We start from the raw sequence: 26,314 nt of genomic DNA, 5'->3' as shown, positions 1-26,314 counted from the left end.
CGATTAACTTCCCAACGTAACCAGATCTTTCGCGCCGAGTCGTGCGTAGGAGTCCGCTGTGGCAAACCTCCCTGGACCTTGGCAGGTGCCCGGTCACACCCATCTGCGAGAACTGGGTTCGGGCGGCTCCGGCCGGGTGGTGCTCGCCCGGCGGGACGCGGACGGCGCCGAGGTGGCCATCAAGTACCTGTCCCCGCAGTTGCTCGCCGAGCCCGGCTTCGCCGGCCGCTTCCGGGAGGAGGCCCGGCTGATCTCCATGCTCGGCGGCCCGCACATCGCCCGGCTGCTCGACTACGTGGAGGGCGACCGCGGCGCGGCCATCGTGATGGAGCCGGTGGACGGCGTGACGCTGCGCCGCATGATCAGGGAGCGCGGCGCGACCGGGCCGCAGGCGGCGCTGGTGGTGCTCAAGGGCGCGCTGCTCGGGCTGGCCGCCGCGCACGAGGCGGGGGTCGTCCACCGCGACTTCAAACCGGAGAACGTGATCGTCACGGTCGCGGGCGACAGCAAACTGGTCGACTTCGGCATCGCCGCACCGGCCGGGGAGCCGGGGGCCGGGGCGGGGTCGCCCCCGTACATGGCGCCGGAGTTATGGGAGCAGGCGCCCGCGAGCGCGGCCACCGACGTGTACGCGGCGACCGTCGTGTTCTTCGAGTGCCTGACCGGCCGCCGGCCGTTCGACGCGAGCGACGCCGCCGTCCTGGCGCACCTGCACCAGAGCGAGCCGCCGCCCGTTGAGCAGGCGGACGAGCCGGTACGCGGGCTGCTTCGGCACGGCCTGGCCAAGGACCCCGCCGACCGGCCGCCGTCGGCGGCGGCCTTCCTGGTCGAACTGGAGGAGACGGCCGGCGACGCCTACGGCCCGGAGTGGGAGCGCGAGGGCCGCTTCGGGCTGGGCGGCCTGGCCGCCCTGCTGATCGGCTTCGGCGTACACGCGCCGCCGCAGCTCACCGCGGGCTCCTCGCTGGCCCGTACCCTGCTCGGCAGCACCGGCAAGGCGGTCATCGCCGGCACGCTGGCCACGGCCACCGTGACCGGGATCATCGCCGGGGTGGCCGTGCTGAACGGCTCGCAGCGCGAGGCGCCGCCGCCGCTCGCCGCGCCGCGCACCCCCGCCGCCACCTCGGTAGCCTCGCCGCCGCCCGCCCGTCCCGAGCCGTCCGCGCGCGAGTCGTCGCCCGCCGAAGTACCGCCCCAGGAGCAGCGGCCGTCGGCCGAGGCGTCGCCCCCGATGGCGGTACTCCCCCCGCCCTCCCGGCCGACCGCCGGGGAACCGAGCCGCCCCGCGCCGTCCGCACCGGAGACGCGAAAGCCGCGCGAACCGCGGGAGCCCACGTCCCCGCCACAGCGGCCCGAGCCCCAGGAGCCCGAGCCGCGGCCCGAGGAGCCCCGCCCCCAGGAACCCCAGCCGCAGGAACCCCGGCCGAGCGTCAGTTCCGAGCCCCGCCCGACGGTGAGCCGGCCGCCCGCCGAGCCGGAGCCGCCGCGGCGCCCGCCGGCCGAGGAGCGGGAGCCGCGCAGGCACCCGAACCTGCGGATCGAGATCTCCGCATCCATCCGCCTCCCGCTGCTCAACGGTAAGAAGAGCCCGCTGCTCGACTCCGACCTGTTCCTCGACCTCACCACCAACCTGCTGGGGGCGTGCGTGATCCCCGGCTCGGTGCTGCTGGGCCGCGGGTGGGCCCGCCGCCGGGCCAGGAACCTGCGGCGCACCGGCCGTACCGGCTCCGGCGAGTAGGCGCTACCCGGCGAGCAGCGCGGCCACCGCCTCGGCGGTCGCCGGATGGCGGGCCGCCAGCCCCTGGCCCGGTCTGTCGCCGGTGACCCAGCCGCCCTCACACCCGAGCAGCGCGGCCACCGCGTCGCACGCTTCCGGGTGCCGGACCAGCAGGTCGCCGACCGGCCCGGCCGCCACGACCGGAGGCGCGGCCGGGGCCGTCCGCGACCAGGGCGGGGTCCAGGTGTCCAGCGTGGCCACGTTCCCCGGGAACGTCCGGCCCGCCTCGCGGACGAGCACCGGGAGCATTTCCGGCGCCTGCCGCCGCAGCGTCGCGATGAGCAGCGGCAGCCACGGCAGCAGCACCCGGTCGGGCAGCTTGGCGAACGCGTCGGACAGCAGTTCCACCACGAACGGCGTCAGCCCGGGCGCCGGGTCCAGCGCCTGCACGAAGCCGCTCATGTACTGCGGGAAGCCGGGGATGACCAGCGGGTTGTCCAGCAGTTCGGCGCACCGGGCGCGCAGCTCCGCGCGGGACAGCAGGCCGAGCTGCGCCTGCGCGGCCCAGGCCAGCGCCACCTTGGCCGGGGCCTCGGGGTGCGACTGGCGCACGGCCAGTTCGAGCTGGTTGCGGTCGCAGCCGAGGGCCAGCGCGAGGCTTTCCATGCTGAACAGGAAGCCGAGCATCGCGGCCACCTGGCGGACACCGGTCTCCTCGTCCACGAACGCGGTGGGCAGCAGCGTGCAGTAGTGCGCGTATCCGGCGGTGACGAACGCCTCGCACCAGGCGGGCAGCTCGGCGCCGGTGGCCCGGTAGTGCGCGAGCAGCCTGCGGATGCGGCGCAGCACCTCCGGCGCGTCGTCCACCGTGCGCTCGGCGGCCAGCAGGTGGACCGCCCGCTCGCCCAGCTCGTCGGTGAACCGCCGCGCGCCCAGGTAGAGGATCGAGTCCTCGACGGCCGCGAGCGCGACCGCCGCCGTGGCCGAGGGGTCGTGCACGGTACGGCGGAGCCGCTGTTCGACCACCTGCTCGACGGTGACGCCCTCGTAGCCGAGTTCGATGATCGACCGCTGCTGCCGGCCGAGCGCGAGGTCCCAGCTCTCCTGGATCGGCCGCTCCCCCAGCCGCCGCTCGCCCATGATGGGCCGCACGGTGTCGTCCCTGAGCAGGTAGCGCAGCATCCACAGCAGGTGGGAGCAGGGCAGCAGGTGCGGGTCGGCGGTGAAGTCGAGCAGCGCCCGCTGGATGGTCCGCTTGCTCAGGTCGAGACCGAGCGGTTCCAGCCGGTCGAACACGTCGCGGGCCAGCGGGGGCATGGCGGCGTAGCCGACCTGGCCGATCCGGTCGCCGCCGAGCAGGATCTCGCACAGCCGGCGCACGTCCCTGCGGCCGGGCACGACGTCCTTCTCGATGCAGGTGACCGCGGCGTCCTGGAAGTCGTACGGCGTGGGCCTGGCCCGGCCGCGCAGCCCGGCGAGCAGGACGGAGGTCTCGAACACGGCGATGGCGTCGGCGGTGCTGGCCTGGTAGCCGTTGCGGCGGGCCAGCCGGACGATGTCCACGCACCAGCCGAGCAGTTCGCTCTCGTCCAGCGCGTCGAGCGCGGGGGCGCTGGACAGGAAGCCGGACAGCCGGTCGGTGACCGGCCGCGGGGCGACGGCGGCCGGGAGCGGGCGCGCGGCCCCGCCCGGGTCCGCCTTGCCGGTCGGCTTGGCCAGTTTGTACGGCTTGACGCCGCCGCGTCGCAGCGCCTTCTCCCAGGTGGCCGCGGCGATCGACACCGAGCCGCCGGCCAGCCCGAACTGCGCCTCGATGGCCGAGTGGCTGGAGGGGATCATGCCGTACAGCCAGCGGGTGGCGGTGCGCGGGGCGATGTCGAAGCCGGGGCCCGCGGCTTCCAGCCCGAACTGCTCGACGTGGCTGGCGGCGTGGAAGGCGCCGCAGACGTACAGGCAGCCGGCGGGGTCGGCGCCGGTGGCGGCCAGGTGCTCGCGCATCCTGGTCCACATGTACCGCTCGCGGTCCTCGTCCGAAACCCGCCGTTCGCCGTCGCCGGGGGCCAGGCGCCGGAACAGGCTGCCGATCAGCACCATGACCTGGCGGTAGGTGTCGTAGTCCGCGCCCGAGAGGGGCTGCTCGACGTACTGGTCCCACCACTCCGACCAGTGCCGCACCTTGCCGTGGCGCAGCAGGTGCTCCTCCAGCTCGGCGAACCGGGGCCGCAGGTCGCCGATCTCCACGCCCACCGCGTCGCCGTGCAGCCCGGCCTCCTCGGGAGCGTCCACAGGGGCCTCGGCCGGCGCGTCGCGCTCCTCGGGACGCGGCAGCCACTGGAAGACGTGGTCGGCCGACCGGTCCACGGCGATGAGTTCCACGCCGGGCGTGTCCAGCGCGTAGGCGATGGCCTGGTACTCCGCCGAGGACTCGGTGATCGGCGCGATGACGCTGAGCGGCCCCCAGCCGGACGGGAAGCCGTCGAGGTCGGTGGCGAACGCCTGGAGCGCGACCGGCAGCCGGCAGTTGCGCAGCTCACCGAGCAGCGGGGTCAGGTCCTCGCACATCTCCAGGTAGATGACCTTCGGTTGCTTCTCGCGCAGCCGCCGGGCCATGGCGAGGGCCGAGGCGGGCGAGTGGTGGCAGACCGGGAAGATCTCCAGCTTCTCCCGCAGCGCGCGGTCCACGTCGTCCACCATCCCGGCGAGGATGCCGGAAAGGCCGCCGGGGGCGTCGGCGAACGCGCCGGCGGCCTCGGTCAGTTGCTCGCGAAGCGGCGCGAACGGGCCGCCCGCCGTGGTCTTCATCACGGTGCGGCCCTCACGACAGGGTGGTGATGGCCTGCCGGCCGCCTTCGAGGAAGCCCGGCCAGTCGCCGCCGTCCTTCTTGCTGCGCGGTTCGACGACGCCGTGCCAGTACTTGTTCAGGATGGCCAGGTCCTCGGGGCTGCGCCGGGCCAGCGAGCCCACCAGGGAACCGCCCAGGGTCTCCGCGCGCAGCGTGCGGTCGCCGAAGAAGTGGCTGTGCAGGATGGCGTCCTCAAGGACGCCGATCTGCTCGGCCGTGGACAGCGCGGACTCCAGCCGCTCGTCGTCGCCGGTGGCCGCGGAGGCCGCGGCGCGCAGGTCGGCGAAGCTCTGGAGCAGGATGTCCAGCAGCGTGGGCGGCAGTTCCAGGTCGATCCGGTGCCTGCGCAGCAGTTCGGTGGTGCGGAAGCGGACGATCTCCGCCTCGCTCTTCTTGCTGGTGACCATCGGGACGCGGATGAAGTTGAAGCGCCGCTTCAGCGCGGAGGACAGGTCGTTGACGCCGCGGTCCCTGCTGTTGGCGGTGGCGATGATGGAGAAGCCGGGCTGGGCGAACACGATGTTGTCGTCGTCGAGTTCGGGGATCGAGACGTACTTCTCCGACAGGATCGAGATCAGCGCGTCCTGGACGTCGCTGGTGGAGCGGGTCAGCTCCTCGAAGCGGCCGATGACGCCGCGCTCCATGGCGGTCATGATCGGCGAGGGGATCATCGACTCGCGGGACTGGCCCTTGGCGATCACCATCGAGACGTTCCAGCTGTACTTGATGTGATCTTCGGTGGTCCCGGCCGTGCCCTGGACGACCAGGGTCGAGTTGCGGCAGATGGCCGCGGCGAGCAGTTCGGCCAGCCAGCTCTTGCCGGTGCCGGGGTCGCCGATGAGCAGCAGGCCGCGGTCGGAGGCCAGCGTGACGATGCTGCGCTCGACGAAGCTGCGGTCGCCGAACCACTTCTGCGGGATCTCCCGGTCCAGCCCGTCGGCGCGCTCGGACCCCAGGATGAACAGCCGGACCATCTTCGGGCTGAGCCGCCAGGAGAACGGCTTGGGGCCGTCGTCCACGGATTCCAGCCAGTCGAGTTCGTCGGCGTACTTGACCTCTGCGGGGGCGCGCAGCATGTCGTCGGTCATTGACGGGGTCTCCTAGGTGAGGAAGCTCTTCAGCTCGGTGACGAGTTTGCTGATGTGGCCGGAGATGACCGGTGTGCCCATGTCCTTGAACCGCTGCCGGAACCACGGGTTCACGCTCTGCTGCCCGGAGCTGTTCACCGAGCCCACGGGGATGAACCGCACCCCGGACCGGTGGACCGCCGAGATGCCCTCGAACAGCGGCGCGGAACGGTCGAACTCATAGAAGTCGGAGATCCACACCATCACGGTGTTGCGCGGGTCGTTGATCTTCGGGCGGGCCATGGCCATCGCCACGGGCCCGTCGTTGCCGCCGCCGAGCTTGGTGCGCAGCAGTACCTCGAACGGGTCGTGGACCCAGGGGGTCAGGTCGATCGCGCGGGTGTCGAAGGCGATCAGGTGGACGTCCACCTTGGGCAGCCCGGCGAAGATGGAGGCCAGGATGGTGCAGTTGACCATGGAGTCGACCATGGAGCCGGACTGGTCCACGACGACGATCATGCGGGCGGGCGTGGTCCGCCGGGCGGTGTGCCGGTAGAACAGCCGGTCCACGTAGAGCCGCTGGTCCTCGGGGTTCCAGTTGGGGAGGTTCTTCCAGATCGTCCGGTCGATGTCGAGGTTGCGGAACACCCGCTTGGGCGGTACCGAGCGGTCGATGACGCCCGCGCTGGTCTTCTCCACCTGGGTGCGCAGCACCGCGGCGACCTCGTCCACGAACCTGCGGATCAGCGCCTTGGCGTTGGCCAGCGCGACGCCGGACAGGTTGTGCTTGTCGCGCAGCAACTGCTCGATGAGCGACATGCTGGGGGTGAGCCGCCTGGCCAGCGCCGGGTCGGCGAGCACCTCCCGCAGGTGCATCCGCTTGACCAGGTCGGACTCCAGTTCGGCGAGCACGCCGCCGACCTCGTCGCCGCCCGGTCGCGCGCGCAGTTCGCCCGGTGCGTGGCCGAGCGCGCGTTCCAGCCATCCGGCGTCGTGCTGCCAGGCGGCGAGCTGGGTGGCGGTGCTGGCGCCCGCGCCGGTGGAGAACACGTTGAGCAGCAGCTTGGACACCAGCGCGGCGCGGCGCACCTCGGCCTCGCCGGGGGCGTCCGGGTCATCGCCGGCCTGGCCGGTGAGCAGTCCGTCGAACTCGGCGGCCAGTTCGGGGAAGCGCTGTACCAGGGTGTCCACGGACTCGCCGGGGTCGAGCAGCCCAGGGGGCAGGCCCAGGTCCGTGACGACGCCCATGCTCGCGGTCTCCAGCGCGGGCTGCTCCTCGGCGTCGAACAGCCGGGCGAGCAGCCGCCAGTAGAGGACCTGCCGCCGGTTGGCGTGGGCGGGCATCGGTTCGTTCATGGGCTCGCTCATCGCCGCAGCAGCCGTCCGGCCCGCTCGCGCAGCACGGCCACCGCGTCGCCGGACCTGGCCTCGGCCTTCACGACCTTGGGGTCGGTCGGGCCGGTCGCCCACTCGCCGCCGTGCGCCACGACCGGCTTGCGCTTGACCGTGGCCGCCACGGCGAGCGGCTGGAGCAGCCAGCGCCCGGCGTCCCAGCGGACCAGGCCGATGCAGGCGGTGGAGGCGGCCACCAGCTCGGGGGTGAGCGGCCCGCAGGAGGGCAGCCGGTCCAGGTCGAACTCCAGGCGGGCCTCGCCGAGCCGCAGCGCGGGCCGCTGGCCGCGCTCGATCGTGTAGTCCTCGGCGAGCACCGGTTCGGCGATGCGCACCGGGTGCCGGTCGAGGGCCGGTACGGCGGGCGCGAGCGCCCCGGCCAGCCGTACCCGGGCCACCGCGAACGGGTCGAACGGCTCGCCCGCCACGGCCCGGTCGTCGTGCCAGATCAGGTCGCCCGAGGCGAGCAGCGGCAGGCCGGTGACCTCCAGCGCGTGCCGCCCGGCCAGCGCGCCGAGCAGCACCGGGTACCCGCCGAACAGCCGCCACAGCGCCGGGCCGACGATCGTGTCCACCTTGGCCGCGGCGACGCTCGTGCGGACCAGCCGGGGCGGCTCGCCGCCCGCGGGCTCCAGCACGCCGTGGGCCTGCACCTGCACGGCGGTGGCGTGCTCGTGGACGTCCACCCCGAGGACGAACAGCCGCCCCGACACGCTCGGGACGTCCTCTCCGATGCCGGGGGCGGCGCCGGGGCGGGCGAGCAGCAGGGCGCGGGTCCAAAGGTCGGCCCATCGCCTGACGGGCGGCCGGGGCATCGCCGCGACCGGGCAGCAGGCCCGCAGTTCGGCGGCCAGGCCGTCCAGCAGCGCCGCCTGCCTGCGCAGCCGCGGCTCGTCCAGCAGGGCCTCGATGGTCTGGCCCGCGGCGGCGACGAGGTCGTGGTCGACGCCGCGCCACCCGGCGATGGCGAGTTCGCGCAGCCAGGAACGGGCGCCTGCGAAGGGGTCGGCGGCGGCCGGTGCGGCGGTGACGGCCGGTTCGAGGGGCGCGCGGGTACGGCCGAGCGCGGTGTCCAGGGAGTCGAGGAGCGCGTCGTGGGCCGCGCCGAGCAGCGCGGCGCGGGCTCCGGCCAGTACGGCGAGGTCGTCGTCGGTGACCGAGCCGGCGGCGGCCTTCGCGGCGGCGTCGGCCGCGCGTTCGCCGAGCGGCGTGGCCGCGACCGCGCCGGCCAGCGCGGACAGCGCCGCCGCCCGCTCCTCACCGAGCCGGGCCAGGCCGTGGACCAGTGCGTCGTCGAAGCCGTCCACCACGGCGAACGCCTCGGGCAGACCGTCCGGAGCCTGGTCGAGCAGTTCCTTCAGCGGGGTGGCGAGCATCAGCGGGCCGCCCCGGTGGCCGGGAACCAGTGGAGTTCGGGGATCGGCTCGGTGGTGGCGGGCAGTTCCAGGTAGGTCAGGTGGCGCAGGAACCGGCTGAACACGATCGCCGCCGGAGCGGGCTCGCGCCCTCCGGACAGCGCGGCGATCAGGTCGGCTCCCGTGCTCGCCCCGGCATCGACGTCGGCGCGCAGGTAGCGGGCGACGCGTTCGATGCCGTACTGCAGCACGGCCTCATCGGCCAGGGCCCGCAGGTGTTTGCAGGGCGCGCCGCCCAGGCCGCCGCACGGGCGGTTGTTGTTGGTGCTGCAGTTGTAGCCATGGCCGGCGGCGGCGATCGAGGAGACGTACACCCGCTCGATGTCCGACCCGCTCGACACGACGCCCTGCAACCGCCCCTCCGCCAACTCGACGAAGGGCACCTTCGCCAGCTTGCGCGGCCGGGCGGGCGGCACCACCCGCGCCACGCTGCTCGACTCCCACGCGGTGGTGTCCGCGTCCACGTGTCCGACCTCCAGCCCCGAACGGCCCGCGGACGCCCACCGGGCGCCGGCAACGCGTTTCGGCCGATCCGCGAACCGGTAACTTACCCCATCGCCCGTTTCGCGGCGGCCTGGTCGGCCAACTCGGCGGATCTTGGTCCGGCACACGACGTGCCCGGCGCTTTCGCGCCGGGCACGCCTGGAAGGTGACGGACGAAGGGGACTAACCGACCGTCAGGGTCGCCCCATACGCGCTGAGGATGGGGTTGACCGGCTGGTGGAAGGTCGTGCCGCCGGTGCTGCAGTTGCCCGAGCCGCCGGAGGTGACGCCCTGCGCCTGGTCGCCGGAGATGAACGAGCCGCCGGAGTCACCGGGCTGGGCGCACGCGGAGGTGCGGGTCACGCCGCGGACCGTGCCCTGCGGGTAGGTCACGCTGGTGTTGTGCTGCTGGATGGTGCCGCAGCGCCAGCCGGTGGTGGAGCCGGAGCGGCAGATCGACGCGCCGACCGACGCCTGCGTGGAGCCGCGGACGGTGACGTTCTGGCCGCCGGAGCCGCGCACGTACGGCGTGGGGGTGTTGCCGGGGGCGGAGACGTACGCGTAGTCACTGCCCGGGAAGACCGAACCCACGAAGGTGCCCGTGGGCTGGGTGGTCCGCGCGCCGGTCCTGCCGCAGTGCCCGGCGGTCACGAAGCCGGGGGTGCCGCCGCGAGAGGCCGAGAAGCCGATCGAGCAGCGGGTGCCCGAGCCGATGTAGTAGGCGGCGCCGCCGACGATGTTGATGTAGGTCTGCGGGCGCTCGGCCGACACGACCACGCGGACCTGGCTCTTGTCCACGCCCGCCGCCGTGATCAGGGCCTCGGCGTCGGCCTGCTGCTGGGCGGACACGACGACCGAGTTGGTCGCCACGTCCACGTACCACAGCGAGGCACGGGCCCTGGCCTCTGCGGGCGCCGCGTCGAGCCGGCCCTTCAGCGCGTCGAGCTGGGCCAGCGAACGGCCGGCGAGCACCGGCTGGGCGCCCTGGGCCTCGATCTTGGCGGTGTCCGCGGGGTCGGTGGTGGCGACCAGGAGCCTGGAGGCGTCGCTGTTCAGCCAGGCTCCGGCGTAGGACTCGCCGAGGGTCGCGGTGAGGCTGGACTCGACCTTGGCGGCGCGGGCCTCGTTGGCCAGCCGCACCCGGACCTGCTGCTCGGTCAGGCCCAGGTCGCGCTCAAGCGCGTCGATCATCGCGGGCGGCGCGGGGTCGGCCGGCGCCGCGGCGATGTCGGCGGCGGCCGGGGCCGCGGCGGCGGCCAGGCACAGGGCGGCGATGGCCGCGCCGATGATTACCGAGCGTTGACTTGACATATGCACTCCTTGCTGGGGGTGCTGTCAAGTTAACGGCGGAAAACGAAAGGGGGATGTACTGAATTACTCCTATCGCGGTGTTATGAGTAGCCCCACCTCCCGCTATGCCTCAATCCGGCCGCGGCGCGGGATTCGCGGTGACCGATCTCAGCAGCGGCCGGGTCAACGCGCCCGCTCCGATCACCCCGGCGAATCCGAGTACCAAACAGCCCACCAGCACCACCGCGCCCGTGACGCTCACCGCCCCGGCCATGATCGGCAGCCCGCACACCACTCCGGCCAGCACCGAGCCACCGCCCATCACGGTGAGTGGAATCAGCGTTTCCGCGCGCCGGGCTCGGTCCAGCACGGAGAGCGGGGTGCCGGCCAGGCGCAACAGCGCGTAGGTCTGCCTGCGGTCCAGGATCGAGGAGGCGGCGGTGATCCCCGCGCTGGCCACGGCGACCAGGAACGACACGGTCAGCACCACGATGGTGCCGGTACGGACGTCGTTCAGGAGCATTCCGCCCTCACGCCCGTCATCGGCCGGAGAGGTGGCCGAGTGACCGGGCGAAAGGCCGGCCAGCGCGGTGCGGGCACGGTCCACCGTGGCCGGGTCGTCCCGTTCCAGCTTGGCGGTGAGCAGCCGGGCCGCCGCTTTTTCAGCGTCCTTTTCCGAACCCTTATCCGATTCCTTTGCCGAGCCCTTGACCGTGCTCTTTTCCCGGGAGTCACCCTGATCCTTTCCGGGCTCGGAGACCACCACGGTGGCGGCCACCCCGGCCGCGGTCAGCCGGGCGTCGGCCGCCTTGGCGACCGCCGCGACCTCCCGCGCGGGCACTTCCAGCCGCAGTTCCCCGGCCGGCCGCTCCCCCATCAGACCGCCGGACGGCGACAACAGGCCCAAAAATCCGGCCACGAATCCGGTGAGCGCGACCCCGCTGACCGTCCGCCACGCCGCGCGCGGGTCGTCCACCAGCCGGCGGCCCGCCAGCAGCCGGGCGGGCCCCCTGGCCGTCGCTGTGGTGATCCGGCCGATCAGCCCCACGACCCACGGCCCGGCCAGGTTGATCGACAGGAACCCGAGGCCGAGCATGATCACGAAAGCCCCGTAGCCGATACCGCCGACCACCGGCGCGGCGGCCAGTACCGCGAGCGTCACCACGAGCCTGATCGCCCGCATGCCCGGCGGCGTCTGCCGCCGCGCCACCCCCAGCGGGCTCACCACGACCTGCCGCAGCCCGGCCGCCGCGGACAGCCCGACCAGCAGCGGCACGGCCAGCAGCACCCCCGCGACCAGCAGCGCGCCCGGCCACAGGTCGCCCGCGAACCAGCCGCCCCCGCCGATCGGGATGTGCGCGAGCAGCGGTACGGCCGCGGCGTACACCACCAGCCCGGCCAGCGCCCCCGCGCCGGCCACCACCACGGCCTCGGCGACCGTCATCGCCACCACCTGGCCCGGCGTCGCGCCGACCAGCCGCAGCGCGGCCAGCCGCTGGTCCCGCCTGGCCACGGTGAGCCGGGCCGCCGCCCCGCCGAACACCAGCAGCGGGACCACCACCAGCACGGTCGCGATCAGCGCGAGAATGCGGTAGCCGGAGGCCAGCTCGCCGTGCTCGCCGGCGAACCCGGCGACCGGGGTCGGCGGGATCATGTTGAACGGGCGGTCCAGGCTGGGAGCCGGGGGCACCATGGCGGGATCGTCCGCCGCCCGGCCCACCACCGCGACCAGCTCGTCCCGGTGTACCAGCCCCGCGTCCCCGATGATCCGCACCGGCCCGGCGGGGAACCGCCCGGCCAGCTCATCACGTGGCAGTTCGCGGGCCAGCGCGGCCAGCGCCGGCGACATCCACACCTCCCCCGGCGCGGGGACGCGGGCCAGCCCCGGCGGCGGCGTGACCCCCGGCCGCAGCGCGGCGATCTCCACCAGGGAGATGATGCGCTCCGCCACGTACTCCGGCCGCGCCGACTGGACGGCCACCGCCGCACTCCCCTGCGCGGCGACCGGGTTGCGCCACGCCTCCCGATCGGCGCGGGCCTCGAAGGCGACGTTCATGCCCACCGCGAACAGCAGCAGGGCCGTGGACACCGCCACCGCCGCCAGGGTCAGCCCCGCGCCGACGAGCCCCCGCGCTCCGCCGCCGCGCAGCAGCCGCCAGCTCAGCCGCAGTGTGTTCACCTCGGCACCCCCGCCGCGGTACCGGAGACGATCAGCCCGTCGCGCACCTCGACGACGCCGTCACACCAGCGCGCCACCTCACGGTCGTGCGTCACCAGTACCAGCGACGCGCCGTTGCCCCGGGTGGCCTCCACCAGCAGGTCCATCGTGGCCTGGCCGGTGGCCTGGTCCAGGGCCCCGGTGGGCTCGTCGGCGAACACCACGGCGGGGCCGGTGACCAGCGCGCGGGCGATGGCGACCCGCTGAGCCTGTCCCCCGGACAGCTCGCCGGGACGGCGCGACTCCATGCCCGCCAGCCCGAGCGGCCCGAACCAGGCCATCGCCTGGTTCACCGCGACACCGCGCGGCACGCCGCCCAGCATCAGCGGAAGTGCGACGTTCTCGACCGCGGGCAGTTCGGGCAGCAACTGCCCGAACTGGAAGACGAACCCGAACTTGGTGCGCCGCAGCGCGCTGCGCTCCCGCTCGCGCATGGTGTCCACCCGCTGCCCGAGCAGGGTCACCTCTCCCTCGTCCGGCTTCATGATCCCGGCCAGGCAGTGCAGCAGGGTGGACTTACCCGACCCGGACGGCCCCATGATCGCGACCGACTCCCCGCGCTGCACCCGCAAGCCCACCCCGGCCAGGGCGGTGGCCGGCCCGAACCGCTTGACCAGGGCCCGGCCTTCGAGAACGACTCCTTCACTCATGCCGCACGACACTGCCGGATCGGCGGGCCCGGCGGATCGGCCATCAGGCCGCCTCGGCGGCCACGTGATCGGCCGAAAGTCGTACTTTCACCGCCCGGCCTGACATGCGAGGCGGATCGGGGGGAAGGCCGTACCGGACGCGCGCCGCACGCGCGGTTACCCGGAACCGGCCCCGCCACCAGGCATGATGGTCGCCGGAACGGTCGAAGGGATGATCATGGACGTCGTTTCTCTGGTCACCGGCGCCAATCGCGGCATCGGCCTGGAGGTCTGCCGGCAGCTCGCCGGCGCCGGGCACACGGTCGTGCTCACCGCCCGGTCGGCGGACAAGGCGGAGGCCGCCGCCCGCGACCTCGCGGACGAAGGGCTCGGCGTCCACCCGATGCGGCTCGACGTGTCCGGCCAGGGCGAGCCCGAGCGGGCGGCCAAGGAGCTGGCCGACCGGTTCGGACGGCTGGACGTGCTGGTCAACAACGCCGCCATCGCCTACGACACCTCACAACGGGCGTCGGCGGCCGACCTCGGCGTGGTCCGGACGGCCATGGAGACCAACCTGTACGGCGCGTGGCAGACCGTGCTCGGCCTGCTGCCGCTGCTGCGGGCCAGCGCCCACCCGAGGATCGTCAACGTCTCCAGCGGGGCGGGGTCGCTCGCCACCATGGGCGGCGGCACTCCCGCCTACCGGGTCTCCAAGGTGGCGCTCAACGGGCTGACCAGGATTCTCGCCGACGAGCTGCGGGTGGAGGGCATGCTGGTCAACGCGGTATGCCCGGGGTGGGTGGCCACCGACATGGGCGGCCGGGGCGGGCGGCCGGTGGCCGAGGGCGCGGCGGGCATCGTGTGGGCCGCCACGCTGCCCGACGACGGGCCGACCGGCGGGTTCTTCCGCGACCGCAAACCGGTCCCGTGGTGAGGAGGGGTCAGCGTCCGCGGACCCTTCCGTGCCGGCCGTGCCCGGCGTGCCCTCCGCGCCTGTCGTACCTTTCGTACTCGCGGTTCCACACCTCGCGTCCCTCGCGGACGTACACCGGCTCGCCCACGCCCACCATCCGGTAGAGGCGGTCGGCGACGTGCATGGGCAGCCGCACGCAGCCGTGCGAGGCGGGGCGCGGCGGGACCTTGGTGGAGCCGTGCATGGCGATGCCGCCGTTGAAGTACAGCGAGTTGTACATCGAGCCCAGCGGGCCGGTGGTCCAGCCCGGTGACTTGCTGGTGACCCGGTAGTCGCCGACCGGGGTCACCGCGTCGCCGCACCTGCCGTTGTGGCAGTAGTGGACCTCCGCGCCGGTGGATACGTGCGAGATGAGCACCGGGCGGTGCGCGCGGTAGACCGTGAGGAGCTGGCGGCCGAGGTTGATCTCGACCCGGTCGGCGGCACCGCTGGGGACCATGGCGTGCGGCGCCCGCCTGCGGTCGATGGCCCGCCAGACGTACTCGTCGGCGGCGCCGCGCGTGGGCAGCCCCCTGGACTTCTGGAAGGCCCACAGGGCGGTCGTCGTCTCCTGCCCGAACCGCCCGTTGACCGGTCCAGGGTCGAAGCCGAGCCGGTCGAGCGCGCGTTGCAGACGCTTCACCTCCATCCCCCAGTCACCGGGGCGCAGAACCTCGGAGCCGGCGGCGGCCGGTGCCGCGGCGGCGATCCCGGCCGCGCCCGCGGTCCCGGCGAGAACGAGGACGGTGGCGAAGGGCGCTACATATTTCATCACAATCCATTGATTACCCGGAATGCATGAGAAAGCAGCCTAGATCCATTTAGATAGGTCGCAAAGTTTCCATCATTCCCCCCAACATATCCGGATAAAACGGATATTGCGTACTACTCATTGCTATTCTCAAATAACGCCTCACAAGTAGGCTAGAATCGCGATGCCGTAGGGCACGTAGGGATTTCCGTTTACTGTGACATCCATTGCCGTAGGCTAGGAGATATTCGTGCGTGGCCTTCTCTACCTGGGGGTATCCCTGGACTGCCCCGCTATCGCGAGGTAACGGTAGATCGGTCCTATGGGATCGTGATTGACACGGGAATCACATGACTTCTCAGACTAAGAGATGGGCTCCGGTGCTTCGCTCCGGTTCGCGCGCCCTGGCCACGGCGGCCGCCCTGACAATGGCGGGCGCGGCGCTGGTCGCGTCGTCCCAGGCGCCCGCCACGGCCGGCACCGCCGGTCCCGAGGGCATCAGCACGCAGGTCAGCGTCACCGGCGAGAAGCCGCTGCTCCGCTGCCACGGCCGCCGGTGCCACCGCCGCTGCTGGCACCGTCCCTGCTGGCGTCACTGGGGCCACCACGGCAAGCACCACAAGGGCGAGCGCGGCGAGCGCGGTCCGGCCGGTCCCGCGGGCCCGGCGGGCCCCGCCGGTCCTCCCGGTCCGCCCGGACCTCCCGGGCCGCCTGGAAAGAAGTCCGAGGACAAGTGGTCGGACGACAAGTGGTCCGATGACAAGTGGTCGGATGACAAGAAGTCCGACGACAAGTGGTACGACGAAGAGGAGACGTCCCTGCCGTCGATCGGTGAGGACGACAAGAAGTCCGGCACGAAGCCGAAGCCCGACAAGAAGAACCCGTGGGAAGACAAGAAGAAGGAGTGGGAGGACTCCGAGGACACCAGCGGAGACTCCGGCGACGACTCCGGCGACGACTCGGGTGACAACTCGGGTGGCAACTCCGACGCCGCCGAGTTCTTCCGGTGGGTGCTGGAGAGCGAGCGGGCCAGCGACTCCCAGGGGAGCAGCCGGACCAGCGGCAAGGCGCCTTCGAGCACGCCCGCGCAGGCAGGCACGCCCGCGCAGTCGAGTGCCCAGCCGGTGTCGGCTCAGTTCCCGGTTCGCCCGGCGATGTGAGTCCGGCCAACGGATCCAGGTGCCGCGCCCGGGCCTGCCCAGGCGCGGCACCCCCGTTGCGGGCGCGCTCCGTCAGGAGCGCGCCGGCAGCAGGCGGCGGCCGGCCCGCACACCGAGGTGCCGGCCGTTCGCCACGGTGAGCCGCCCGGCCTGCGCCACCCAGGCGATGCCTTCGGGCGCGCCGGCCGGATCGTGGTAGTCGCCCGTGTCCCGTACCGTGACCGGGTCGAAGGCGACCAGGTCGGCGATCAGGCCCGGGGCGATCCTGCCCCGGTCCGGGACGCCGAACCACGCGGCGGGCAGCGCGGTCATCCGCCGGACGGCCTCGCCCAGCGTCAGCACTCCGGCCTCGCGCACGTAGCGGCCGAGAATCCGGGGGAAGGTGCCGTAAAGGCGCGGATGGGGGCGTCCGGCCGTGCCCGGCGGGAGGCCGTCGCTGCCGATCATCGTGTGCGGGTGGGCGAGGGCGGCGCGTACGTCGTCCTCGTCCATCCAGAACGTCACCGCCGACACCCGCAGCCGTTCCGAGACCAGCACGTGGATCAGCGCCTCGACGGGGTCGGCGCGAAGGTCCGTGGCGACCTCGGCGAGCGTGCGCCCGACGTGCGCGCCGCTCGCCGTGTCGGTGATCAGCATGGCGTCCCAGCCGGCCAGGGCCACGCGGTTCTCCCACCCGGGCGGGCCGTCGGCGAGGTCGCGGGCCAGCCTGCGGGCCGCGTCCGGCGCGCACAGCCTGGCGAGCACCGCGGGCGCGTCGCCCGCCAGGTAGGACGGCGGCAGCGCGGCGGTCAGCGACGTGGCGGACGCCGCGTAGGGGTAGGCGTCCTGGCGGACCGCGAGGCCCGTCTCGCGGGCGCGGTCCAGCAGCGCGAGTGCGCGGCCGACGCCGCCGCGGTTGGGCCGTCCGACCGACTTCAGGTGGGAGATCTGGGTGCGGCAACCGGCCTCGGCGGCGACGCGCAGCGCCTCTTCGATGGCGGGGATCAGGTGCGCGCCCTCGGCGCGCAGGTGGGTGGCGTACACCCGGTCCGGGCCGAGGGCGGCGGCCAGCGCGATCAGCTCCTCGGTGGCGGCGTACGCGCCGGGCGGGTAGATCAGCCCGCTGGACAGGCCGAACGCGCCCGCCTCCAGCGCCTCGTCGAGCCGCCGCCGCATCTGCGCCAGCTCACCGGGCTCGGGCGGCCGGTCGGCGACGCCGAACGCGGCCACGCGCAGCGTGCCGTGGCCGACCAGGGGGCAGTGGTTGGTGACGTAACCGGCGGCGTCGGCGGCGGCGAGGAACTCGGGAAACCCCGTCCAGGTGGGCTCCAGGCGGGGGAACAGCCGCGAGACGTACTCGTCGTAGGTGGCGGCGTCGCCGCGCGGCGCGAGGCTGAAGCCACAGTTGCCGACGATCTCGGTGGTGACGCCCTGGAGGATCTTCGTGGTGTCGTCGGCGGCCAGGAAGGGGGCGTTGTCGGCGTGCGAGTGCGCGTCGATGAAGCCGGGCGCGACGGCCAGCCCGCTCGCATCGATCTGCGGGACCCCGGAGAACGCCCCGGGCGGCCCCACCGCCGCGATCCGCTCCCCCTCCACCAGCACATCGGCGGGTTCAGGCTCGCCACCCCCGCCATCGGCCACCAGCCCGCCGCTGACCACGTACCGGCTCATGCGGAGACGGGCGGGAAGCCCAGTTCGGTGAGGGTGGCGGTGATGAGGGCGCGCAGGAGGGGGCCGGCCTCGGTCTCGTGGTCGTCGAGGACCGGGGTGCCCGCGGCGACCCGTTCGAGGTAGGTCTCGCGGCCGTGCGCGTACGGCAGGGCGGTGAGCGCCGCCGCCAGAACCGCCCGGGGGCCCGAGCGGGCGACCGCCACCGCGTGGGTGCGCAGCACCAGTTCGTCGGGGAAGTTGGCCCAGCCGCACTTGACCGCGACCTCATCGGCGGCGCAGCCGAGCGCCGCGGCCACCGGGCCGGGCAGGCCGAAGTTCTGTTCGGTCTCCCGCATCCAGGTGAGCAGTGTCCGGGCGACCGGGTCGCCGCCGATCTCGGCCAGGGCGAGCGCGCCGTAGGCGGCGGCGACCTCCTCGGCGGTCACCTCCACACCGCCGAACCAGTAGGGGTCGGTGGGCGAGGGCACCCAGGTCACGCCGGTACGGCGGCCCAGCAGGTCGAGCACGGCGCGCGGCCCCGCCGAGAACCAGAGGTCCAGGGTGGTGGCGTTGTCCGAGACGCGGACGGCGGGCTCGGCGGCCGAGCGCCAGCGGTCCGGGCCGGCTCCGCCGGTGTCGCCGGAGAAGGACCCGGCGGTGAAGGAGGGGTGGGCGGCCCAGGCGTACAGCGGCTTGAGCAGGGAGGCGCAGCGCAGCCGGACGGCGCCGTGGCGGGCGAAGGCGGCGCGGGCGGGCGCGCCGCCGTACCCGAGGGTGAGCCCGGCGGCCTGCGCGCCCGCACCGGGCGGCAGGTCGCGGAACATCTCATGGAAGCTCATCAGCGTCTCACGTGTAGACGGCCAGCAGCAGCAGGTAAAGGCCGACGACCGGGATCATAACCAGCCAGCATGACAGGAGCTGCCATTTCAGGGAATTGGATTCCGCCAATCCCATCTGGCCGATCATGTCGGGGTTGGGGAACGGGCCCAGGCCGTCGGTCTGCGCGCTGGCCAGGAGCACCGTGGTCCAGGCGGCCGGGCTGATCCCCAGGGCGGTGGCGACCGGTCCGAAGACCTTGGCCAGCAGTACGGCCTGCGCCGCCGCCGCCCCCGCCACGCCGACCCAGCCCACCAGCGCCACCGCGACGGCGAACAGGTACGGCCCGAGGGCCGACAGCCCGCCGCCGAACTGCGCCACGATGGCGTCGTAGGGCTTCATCGAGTCGATCAGCTTGAACAGGATGGCCAGCAGCCAGAACAGGAAGAAGATTCCGAGCAGCCGGGAGGCCCCCGTGTAGAAGGCGTCCATGATCTTGCCCGGCGCCGTCCAGGAGGCCAGCCCCACGACGGTCATCAGCAGCACCATGGCGATCGGCACGAACGTCGCGCCGGCCTTGGTCCAGGCGGCGAAGAAGACCAGGACGACGAAGGTCGCGAGGAAGGCCGCGGTGGCCCGCTTGACCGAGGGGGTGGCGGCGGCCCGCTCGGGGTGCGCGGCGCGCTCGGGCGGGTAGGCGAACCGGCCCTCGGTGCGGCGCTGGTTCCACGACACCACGAGGAAGCCGGCGAACCAGATCATCAGCGCGACCGGGCCGCCCGCCGTGAGGACGTACTGTCCCCAGCTCACCCCCGCGGACTGGAAGACCGCGATGGTGGCGGGCGCGAACGGGCTGAGGATCAGTCCGGCCAGGCCGCTGAAGAAGAACATGGCCGCGGTGGCGGGCGGGGTGTAGCCGACGACCGCCGCGATCGGGATGATGATGGGCGCGACGATCGCCACCGAACCGGCCAGCGTGCCGAGCGAGAAGGCCAGAACCGTGCAGGCCAGCATGACGCCGACACGGACCCGCACCCGGGTGTCCACGCCGATCTTGTCGACGATGCCCATCACCATGTAGTCGGCGACGCCCGTGCGGCGGATGACCTCGCCGAGTCCCGCGCCGAGCATGATGATCACGCCGAGCAGCGCGACGAAGTCGCCGAGCGCTTCGAGCAGCAGGCCGCCGATCTCCAGGAGCGGGACGCGGGCCAGGATGATGCCGCAGATGATCGCGGCCATCGTGGCGAGCACCATGTCGACGCCGAACAGTGCCAGGAACGCGTAGACCACGACGGGGACGAGGCCCCACAGACCGGGCTGGGGCGCCCAGAGCGCGACCGAAATGCTGACCAGCAGCGCGACCACGAGGAGCACCGCGGCGGCGGCGCGCTGCCGTCCCGACATCTCGATCCGATATATGTTCGCAGGTGAAGTGGGTTCCGCCGACATACCTGGTTCCTTCACAGATTGGTGCACAGCGTAACCGGCCAGTACCGGACCGCCAATATTGGACGACCGAATTTACCTATGCGGCCGAGTCGGACTCGGCCCGATGGCCCAGCGGGCGCGGCCCCGATTGGACCTGTTCGGCGGGCCGCCCGCTCGGCATGGTGTATCCATTGCCCAAGTCCCATCCGAATACGGCAAGGAATCCATGTACATCCAGCACAGCGCGGCCATCTGGGCGGACCACCCCGAACTCGTCGCCGGGGCGGTACACGCCACGGGCATCGAGCCCGGCGTGTCCGTCGCCGCGCGGGCCGAGCCCTTCTACGCCACCGCGCGCGAGCGGCTGGCGGCCGGCCCGGAGAGCGAGTTCCCCGAGATCCAGGCGTGGCGGCGCACGTTCACGCGGATGGGGCTCAAGCCCACGCAGTACCGCTGCGCGTCGGAGTCGCTGCTGCGCCGCTTCCGCAAGGAGGGGGCGCTGCCCCGGATCCACCCGTTGATCGACCTGTGCAACGCGGTGTCGCTGGCCTACGCGATCCCGGTCGCGGCGCTGGACCTGACGCGCATCACGGGCGGGATCGAAGTGCGTCCGGCGACGGGCGAGGAGGAGTACGAGACCTTCGGCGGCGACACCGAGCACCCCGCCCCGGGCGAGGTGACCTTCGCGGACGAGGCGGGGCGCGCCCACGCCAGGCGCTGGACCAACCGGCAGAGCGGCCTTTCCGCGGTGCGCGACGCCACGACCTCGGTCCTGATCGTCGCCGAGGCCACGCACGAGTCCGCGTACGCCGACGTGCCGAGGCTGATCGAGGCCCTGGCGGGCGAGCTGCGCGCGCTGTGGCCGGTCGCCCCGGCCACGGCCGTGCTCTCCCGGGACTCGCCGCGCTTCACGATGCCCGCGCCGGAGGAGGCGCTCAGGCGCTGATCTCCTCGATCAGCTCGTCGAGGAACAAGGGGGCGCGGGCCAGCACCTCCGAGGTGTACTCGTCGAACACGGCCAGCGCCTCCCGGACCCCGGCGGTGGCGTGGCCGGGCAGGTCGAGCAGCACCCGCTCCTCGACGGACACGTCGCCGCCGACGTGGAAGGCGTCGTCTCCGGCGGCCAGGGTGACGGCGAAGCGGGCCACCCGCCCGTCCGGCAGCACGAAGTCGGTGCCGACGATCGCGCGGGCGGGATCGAGCCGGGAAAGCGGCTCACGCCGGATGAAGGGGTGCCGCAGCATCGCGAACCCCTCCGCCGCGCGGCACAACGCGGCGAGCAGATCGGCCGCCGCCCGGCTTTCGCTGTCCACCAATAGAGGGTAGATCACTTCCACCCCGCACGTCAGCCCACCGCCGGAACGCGATCGACCACCGGAACCCCGCCGCCCAGGACCCGGCAAGCCACACCGGCGCCCGCGCCCGGCCGGCGCGGGGCTCCGGCCATGACCATCAGGCGCGGCGGCCTGGAGGGCCCGGTGAGCCGGACCCGCGTCCGCGCGGCGCGCAGCGCAGGGCCCGGCGGTGCGCGGGCTCGGGCGTGACCAGCAGGTGCGGCGGCGTGGAGGGCCCGGTGAGCCGGGGACACCCTGACGCCTGCCGTGCCGCGCCGCGGCGCAGGGCCGGTAGCCGGGCTTGGGCGTGACCAGCAGGTGCGGCGGTGTGGCGGGGTGGGGGCCGGTATGGTGGCGGTGGCCGCCGTCCGCGCGGCGGGAGGCGGCGGGCCCGGGGAGCGGTGGCGTCCGTCCGGGCGTGGCCACGATGACCCCTACTCCGGAGCACCCATGACGCACCCGCAGCCAGACGTCCTGCCCATGGCCAACCCGATACGCCCCTACGCGTGGGGATCGCGGGCCGCCATCGCCGCGTTGCAGGGCCGCGCGCCCGCCGCCGGGCCGGAGGCGGAGCTGTGGATGGGGGCCCACCCCGGTGCGCCTTCGGTGCTGGAGACGCCCGGCGGGCGGGTGCCGCTCGGGGAGTTCATCGCGGCCGATCCGCGCCGGGCGCTCGGCGAGGCGGCGCTGGCCGCGTTCGGGCCGCGGCTGCCGTACCTGCTGAAGGTGCTCGCGGCCGAGGAGCCGCTGTCGCTCCAGGTCCACCCCACGCCTGAGCAGGCGGCCGAGGGCTACGCGGCCGAGGAGTGGGCCGGTACGCCGGCCGGCGCCCCCGACCGCAACTACCGCGACCCCTACGCCAAGCCCGAGCTGCTGTGCGCGCTGGAGCCGTTCGAGGCGCTGTGCGGGTTCCGCGACCCGGCCGAGTCGGCCGCGCTGCTCGACGGGCTCGGCGTGCCCGCGCTCGCGCCGTTCGCCGCGGCGCTGCGCCGCGGCGAGATCCACGAGGTGGTCTCCGGCCTGCTCACGCTGCCCGCCGAGGGCAGGGCGGATCTGGTCGGCGCGGTGGCGGCGGCCTGCGCGGCCGATGCCGGCCTGGCCTGGGCCGCCGGCCTCGCCGAGCACTATCCGGGCGACCCGGGCGTGGTGATCGCGCTGCTCATGCACCGGCTGACGCTGGCTCCCGGCGAGGCGCTGTACGTGCCCGCCGGGCAGCCGCACAGCTATCTGCGCGGGGTGGGCGTGGAGGTGATGAGCGCGTCGGACAACGTGCTGCGCGGCGGGCTGACCGGCAAGCACATCGACATCCCCGAGCTGCTGCGCATCCTGTCCCCGAAGGCGGGCGACCCGGTCGTGGTGCGGCCGGTACGGCAGGGCGCGGAGGAGGTCTACCGGACGCCCGCGCGGGAGTTCCGGCTGTCCAGGATCGACGTGGAAGGGGAGGTCGAACTACCCGCGTCGGGCCCGTCGATTCTGCTCACAGTAAGTGGAGATGTCACGGTTTATGACAATGAGGTACCGGAAGGCAGCGAATCGCGGCAGAATGGGCCACGGCCCGGCCCGACCGGGCTCGGCCTCGCGCCGGGCGCCTCGGTGTTCGTCACCGCGGCCTCCGGGCCGATCCGCCTTTCGGGGCGCGGCTCGGCGTTCCGTGCCTCCGTCCCCGCCTGAAAGAGGTACGCATTTGCGCAGGTCGCAGAGATCCGGCAGTTTTCTGTACACCAGGGACCGCAAATCCACCTAAAATCCGCCGATGTGAACCAATCTCCCGAGAGGTTGCCGACGCGCGAGCGGTCGCCGCGGCCGGTGACGGGTCGGCACCGCCGCCCCGTGCCCGCCCAGCTTCCGGCGCACGCCCCCGCGCTCGTCCTCGCCGTGCCAGGTTCGGGCGACGAGGTCTCTGCCGAGGTGGCCGGCGCCCTCGCCGTGGAGAATCCACACGTCGACGTCCGGCTGGCGCACCTGGACGACGGTGCCGAATGCGTGGCCAAGCAGCTCGCCGAGCTGGCCGCGGGACGGCCCGAGGGTGCGACGGCCGCCGTGGTGGTACCGCTGGTGACCGGCCCCTATCCGCGCGTGTTCCACATCATCCGCGAGGCCGTGGCGCAGAGCGGCGTCAACGTGATCGTCACCGACCCGCTGGGCCCGCACCCCATGCTCGCCGAGGCCCTGCACGTACGGCTGGCCGACAAGGGCCTGGCCAGGGCCGACCGGATGCGCCTGTTCAACATCGGGGCCCCGGTGGACGGGGTGATCGTGGCCACGGCGGGCGGCGGGGAGGCCGCGCGGGCCGCCGAGACGACCGCCGTGCTGCTGGCCGCGCGTCTCGCCGTCCCGGTGGTGGCGGCCTCCATCGACGCCGCGCCGAGCATCGGCGACGCCAGCGAGCGGCTGCACCGGATCGGCGCCTCCAAGCTGGCCGTCGCGCCCTACGTGATCGGGCCGGAGGGCGACCTGGGCAAGGTCGCCGCGGCGGCCGAGGCGATCGGCGCCGGGTACGGCGACGCCATCGGGGCGCACACCGCCGTGGTGCAGCTCGTGGCGGGCCTGTACGGCGGCTGCCTGGAGGGGATCTGAGCCACCGCCGCCTCTACAGCGGCACCGCGAACACGCTACGCCTGCCGCGGAACTCCGTCACGCTCCACAGCGTGCCCTGCTCCCGCCAGCAGGTGAGGTCTTCCGGGCCGACCGGGTAGGAGCGGGCGGCGGGCTCCTCGCCGTCCGGGACCACGATCAGCGAGCCGTTGCCCGAGCCGCCGCGTCCCCGGCTGAAGTACCACGTGCCGGCGTGTGACAACGCCCCCTGGATCTCACCGTCCGGCGCGGTGTGGGCGTCGATCGGCACGGCCGTGCCGCCGGATTCGGCGAGCGCCGCCCCGTCCAGCGCCCACCGCGCCACCCGTCCGGTGCGGCCCTTCTCCTTGACGTACTCCCCGGACAGCAGCAGGTCGCGCTCGCCGCTGCGATCGACGGCCAGGTAGGAGAACCGGGCCGCCCCCTCGTCGGCCGCCCAGGCGTCGACCTGCGGCAGGATGTAGCGGTAGCCGAAGGCGTGCGGCTCGCCGCCGTGCCTGCCGATCTTCTCGGGGTCGCCGGCGTCGCCGCGGCCGGTCTTCATGTCGAGGAACCGCGCGAGGTCGAAGACCCGCAGGCCGTGCGCGGTGTCGGCGACGAACAGGTGCCCGGCGTACCACGCGATGCCGCCCGCGTGGACGGGCACCGGGCCGAACGACCCGTCGGGCTCGGCCGTCACCAGCAGGACGTGCCGGTAGCGCAGCGAGCCGGGATCCAGGAAGCTCACCCGCGCGCCGCGCTCGCCCGACGCCGGCCGCCAGTACCAGCTCACCGCGAACGCCGGGCTGTCATACCCGCCGTCGGACGCGCAGGTCACCCCCTGCGGATACCAGTCCGCGGTGTCGTCGTCGGCGGCGTCGAAGGTGTACCAGTCGGCGGGCCGGGGCTTCATCCCGGCGAACGCGCCGGTGCGCGCCTTCCTGGCGGCCTTGCGGTTGGCGCCGGCGAGGACCGCCGCCAGATCGGCGCGGTCCAGGTCGCGTCCGAGCGCCTCGGCCCCCTCGGCGAGCCCGCCCGTGGCACGCCGCAGCGTGAACGGCGCGGGATCGACCGATCTCATCCCCGTGGTCATGTGATGCCCTTCCGTCACCAACGGCTTTACCCGGATGGCGGGCATGATTCCATGGGATGAGAAAGTCCTCATCTTGACATGTCAGGCCATGTGTGGACCGGAGCGTCGGTGAAGGCCAAATCACGATAACGGGCGATCATTCGCTCCCACGCGTCCGGCCGGTCGCGCAGCGCGGCCATGGCCCGCCGCTGCCACGCGGCCCCGGTACGGCGCAGCCGGATCCGCTCGCGGACGATCCCGAGCGCCGTCTCCGCCTCCGCCGGGTCCACTCCGGCGTTCTCCAGCCCTTCCTGCGCCGGCGGGAGCAGGCCGAGGGCGAGATCGGCGGCGCGCGTCTCGCCGTCCCTGCCCGGCCAGGCCATCGGGGCGTCCAGGCCGAGCGTGGCGGCGCGGTAGAAGTTGCGGTAGGCGTCGCCGAACGGCATCGTGCCGATCCAGCCCGGCCGCTCGGCCATCGCCAGCACCAGCCCCACCAGGAAGGCCGCGTTGGCGGCCATGTCGGCGGCGGTGGGCCCGGCCGGCAGCGCCCGCATCTCCACCCGCAGGTGCCCGCCGTCGGCGGGGTCGTACACCGGCCTGTTCCACTGCCACACCGTGCCCTGGTGCATGCGCAGTTCGGTGAGGTGGGGCAGGCCGCCGTCGCGGACCACGGCCAGCGGGTCCTCCTCCGCGCCGAGCGCGGGCACCAGCGGCTCGTAGTCGCGGACGTAGCGGGCGAACAGCTCCTCCGCGCCGCCCTTGAGCCATTCCGAGCCGAACGCCACCCGGCCGTCCCTGCGCCAGCGCCGCTCGATGTCGCGGTCGTCGGCCGACTCCTCGAACAGCGCGATCCTGGTCTCCTCCCACAGCTCCCTGCCGAGGAAGAACGGCGAGTTGCCGCAGACGGCCAGCACGGGCGCCACGGCGAGCTGCGCCGCGTTGTAGACCTGGTCGAACTCGGCCGGTTCGGTGCGCAGGTGGACCTGCCATGAGGTGGTGGCGCTCTCCAGGATCACGTCCTCCACCTGCAGCTCCAGCCGCTGCGCGCCGTGGATGCGCACCCGGAAGGGCTCGGGGCGCAGCCGCCTGATGCCCCGGCTCAGCGCCCGGTAGCGGCGTTCGTCGCTCATCGACTCCCGGGTGAAGTCGGCCTCCGACAGCGTGGGCAGGATGCCGATGGCCACCACTTCCCCGCCCTGCCCGGCGGCGGCCCGGTCCACGGCGGCGACGGTCTGGCGGATCTCGGCGTCCAGCGCGGCGAACGGCCGGCCCGCCAGCGGCACGGGGGTCAGGTTCACCTCCAGGTTGAACCGGCCCAGTTCCAGCACGACGCGGTCATCGCCGAGGGCGGTGCGCACCTCCTCGTTGCGCGGCAGCGCCCGGCCGTCCGGCCCGACCAGGAACAGTTCCAGCTCCGCGCCGACGCTGCGCGGCCCGCGGCCGAAGCCCGGCCTGGCCAGCAGTTCGCGCAGCGCGGCCAGGCAGGACGAGAGCCGTTCGCCGAACGCGGCGAACTCCCGCTCGGCGTACCGCTCCCTGTCGACGTCTTTCCCCATCCACCC

21 protein-coding genes are annotated in these 26,314 nt (G+C 73.5%); 6 read left to right on the top strand and 15 right to left on the bottom strand.

Annotated elements, in window-relative coordinates; genetic code table 11:
• Positions 1 to 58 precede the first annotated feature (58 nt).
• Positions 59 to 1,738, top strand: a complete 1,680-nt coding sequence (locus tag ACH34R_RS09855) for a protein kinase (RefSeq protein ID WP_397561008.1) — start codon at positions 59 to 61, stop codon at positions 1,736 to 1,738.
• Positions 1,739 to 1,741: 3 nt separating this feature from the next.
• Here the strand turns inward: ACH34R_RS09855 and ACH34R_RS09850 are convergent, their stop codons facing one another.
• The 8 genes from ACH34R_RS09850 to ACH34R_RS09815 all read right to left on the bottom strand — a co-directional run bounded on the left by ACH34R_RS09850 (position 1,742) and on the right by ACH34R_RS09815 (position 13,075).
• Positions 1,742 to 4,519 (bottom strand): DUF5682 family protein, encoded by a 2,778-nt coding sequence (locus ACH34R_RS09850; RefSeq protein ID WP_397561037.1) that lies wholly within the window; start codon positions 4,517 to 4,519, stop codon positions 1,742 to 1,744.
• Positions 4,520 to 4,532: 13 nt separating this feature from the next.
• Positions 4,533 to 5,648, bottom strand: a complete 1,116-nt coding sequence (locus tag ACH34R_RS09845; RefSeq protein WP_397561007.1) for an AAA family ATPase — start codon at positions 5,646 to 5,648, stop codon at positions 4,533 to 4,535.
• A 12-nt stretch (positions 5,649 to 5,660) separates the two neighbouring features.
• Positions 5,661 to 6,983 (bottom strand): VWA domain-containing protein, encoded by a 1,323-nt coding sequence (locus tag ACH34R_RS09840; protein WP_397561006.1) that lies wholly within the window; start codon positions 6,981 to 6,983, stop codon positions 5,661 to 5,663.
• Positions 6,984 to 6,991: 8 nt separating this feature from the next.
• On the bottom strand, positions 6,992 to 8,395 hold the full coding sequence (locus tag ACH34R_RS09835; protein ID WP_397561005.1) for a hypothetical protein: 1,404 nt from the start codon (positions 8,393 to 8,395) through the stop codon (positions 6,992 to 6,994).
• Positions 8,395 to 8,898 (bottom strand): hypothetical protein, encoded by a 504-nt coding sequence (locus tag ACH34R_RS09830; protein WP_397561004.1) that lies wholly within the window; start codon positions 8,896 to 8,898, stop codon positions 8,395 to 8,397. Before ACH34R_RS09830 ends, ACH34R_RS09835 begins: the two co-directional genes overlap by 1 nt.
• A gap of 202 nt (positions 8,899 to 9,100) precedes the next feature.
• Positions 9,101 to 10,228: a S1 family peptidase gene (locus ACH34R_RS09825; RefSeq protein WP_397561003.1), complete on the bottom strand. Its 1,128-nt coding sequence runs from the start codon at positions 10,226 to 10,228 to the stop codon at positions 9,101 to 9,103.
• A gap of 109 nt (positions 10,229 to 10,337) precedes the next feature.
• A complete protein-coding gene (locus ACH34R_RS09820; RefSeq protein ID WP_397561001.1) occupies positions 10,338 to 12,386 on the bottom strand; it encodes an ABC transporter permease in 2,049 nt (682 codons plus the stop codon).
• Positions 12,383 to 13,075, bottom strand: coding sequence for an ABC transporter ATP-binding protein (locus ACH34R_RS09815; protein WP_397560999.1), 693 nt, complete (start codon positions 13,073 to 13,075; stop codon positions 12,383 to 12,385). The genes ACH34R_RS09820 and ACH34R_RS09815 overlap by 4 nt, the downstream gene beginning before the upstream one ends.
• 217 nt (positions 13,076 to 13,292) lie before the next feature.
• Between ACH34R_RS09815 and ACH34R_RS09810 the strand changes: the two genes are divergently transcribed.
• Positions 13,293 to 13,988 carry an SDR family oxidoreductase gene (locus ACH34R_RS09810; protein WP_397560998.1) on the top strand — a complete coding sequence of 232 codons (696 nt, stop codon included), beginning with the start codon at positions 13,293 to 13,295 and terminating at the stop codon, positions 13,986 to 13,988.
• Positions 13,989 to 13,995: 7 nt separating this feature from the next.
• Here the strand turns inward: ACH34R_RS09810 and ACH34R_RS09805 are convergent, their stop codons facing one another.
• Positions 13,996 to 14,778, bottom strand: a complete 783-nt coding sequence (locus tag ACH34R_RS09805) for a L,D-transpeptidase family protein (protein ID WP_397560997.1) — start codon at positions 14,776 to 14,778, stop codon at positions 13,996 to 13,998.
• 359 nt (positions 14,779 to 15,137) lie between these two features.
• Between ACH34R_RS09805 and ACH34R_RS09800 the strand changes: the two genes are divergently transcribed.
• Positions 15,138 to 15,917 (top strand): hypothetical protein, encoded by a 780-nt coding sequence (locus tag ACH34R_RS09800; protein ID WP_397560996.1) that lies wholly within the window; start codon positions 15,138 to 15,140, stop codon positions 15,915 to 15,917.
• Positions 15,918 to 15,989: 72 nt separating this feature from the next.
• Here the strand turns inward: ACH34R_RS09800 and ACH34R_RS09795 are convergent, their stop codons facing one another.
• Genes ACH34R_RS09795 through ACH34R_RS09785 form a run of 3 tightly spaced genes read right to left on the bottom strand, consistent with a single transcriptional unit; the run spans position 15,990 to position 19,769 of the window.
• Positions 15,990 to 17,567, bottom strand: a complete 1,578-nt coding sequence (locus ACH34R_RS09795) for an amidohydrolase family protein (protein WP_397560995.1) — start codon at positions 17,565 to 17,567, stop codon at positions 15,990 to 15,992.
• Complete coding sequence (locus ACH34R_RS09790; protein ID WP_397560993.1) at positions 17,564 to 18,385, bottom strand: hypothetical protein; 822 nt, start codon at positions 18,383 to 18,385, stop codon at positions 17,564 to 17,566. Before ACH34R_RS09790 ends, ACH34R_RS09795 begins: the two co-directional genes overlap by 4 nt.
• A 7-nt stretch (positions 18,386 to 18,392) precedes the next feature.
• Positions 18,393 to 19,769, bottom strand: coding sequence for a Na+/H+ antiporter NhaC family protein (locus tag ACH34R_RS09785; RefSeq protein WP_397560992.1), 1,377 nt, complete (start codon positions 19,767 to 19,769; stop codon positions 18,393 to 18,395).
• Positions 19,770 to 20,019: 250 nt separating this feature from the next.
• Here ACH34R_RS09785 and ACH34R_RS09780 point away from each other — a divergent pair, with 250 nt between their 5' ends.
• Positions 20,020 to 20,739 (top strand): B3/4 domain-containing protein, encoded by a 720-nt coding sequence (locus ACH34R_RS09780; protein WP_397560991.1) that lies wholly within the window; start codon positions 20,020 to 20,022, stop codon positions 20,737 to 20,739.
• Here the strand turns inward: ACH34R_RS09780 and ACH34R_RS09775 are convergent.
• Positions 20,729 to 21,106, bottom strand: a complete 378-nt coding sequence (locus ACH34R_RS09775; protein WP_397560989.1) for a hypothetical protein — start codon at positions 21,104 to 21,106, stop codon at positions 20,729 to 20,731. The two genes, ACH34R_RS09780 and ACH34R_RS09775, sit on opposite strands and share 11 nt — an antisense overlap.
• A gap of 471 nt (positions 21,107 to 21,577) precedes the next feature.
• On the opposite strand from ACH34R_RS09775, the gene manA reads away from it, so the two are divergent.
• On the top strand, positions 21,578 to 22,798 hold the full coding sequence (gene manA / locus ACH34R_RS09770) for a mannose-6-phosphate isomerase, class I (RefSeq protein WP_397560987.1): 1,221 nt from the start codon (positions 21,578 to 21,580) through the stop codon (positions 22,796 to 22,798).
• An 84-nt stretch (positions 22,799 to 22,882) separates the two neighbouring features.
• Positions 22,883 to 23,704 carry a sirohydrochlorin chelatase gene (locus tag ACH34R_RS09765; RefSeq protein ID WP_397560986.1) on the top strand — a complete coding sequence of 274 codons (822 nt, stop codon included), beginning with the start codon at positions 22,883 to 22,885 and terminating at the stop codon, positions 23,702 to 23,704.
• Between the two features lie 13 nt (positions 23,705 to 23,717).
• Here ACH34R_RS09765 and ACH34R_RS09760 read toward each other — a convergent pair whose 3' ends face one another.
• Positions 23,718 to 24,761, bottom strand: a complete 1,044-nt coding sequence (locus ACH34R_RS09760; RefSeq protein WP_397560985.1) for a hypothetical protein — start codon at positions 24,759 to 24,761, stop codon at positions 23,718 to 23,720.
• An 80-nt stretch (positions 24,762 to 24,841) separates the two neighbouring features.
• Positions 24,842 to 26,308 (bottom strand): glutamate--cysteine ligase, encoded by a 1,467-nt coding sequence (locus tag ACH34R_RS09755; protein WP_397560983.1) that lies wholly within the window; start codon positions 26,306 to 26,308, stop codon positions 24,842 to 24,844.
• Between the last annotated feature and the right edge of the window lie 6 nt (positions 26,309 to 26,314).

Origin of the sequence: Spongiactinospora sp. 9N601 (assembly GCF_044326295.1) — a bacterium.
Taxonomy (GTDB): Bacteria; Actinomycetota; Actinomycetes; order Streptosporangiales; family Streptosporangiaceae; genus Spongiactinospora; species Spongiactinospora gelatinilytica.
The sequence above is the reverse complement of the archived record's forward strand: the minus strand, read 5'-3'. Positions and strand labels throughout refer to the sequence as shown.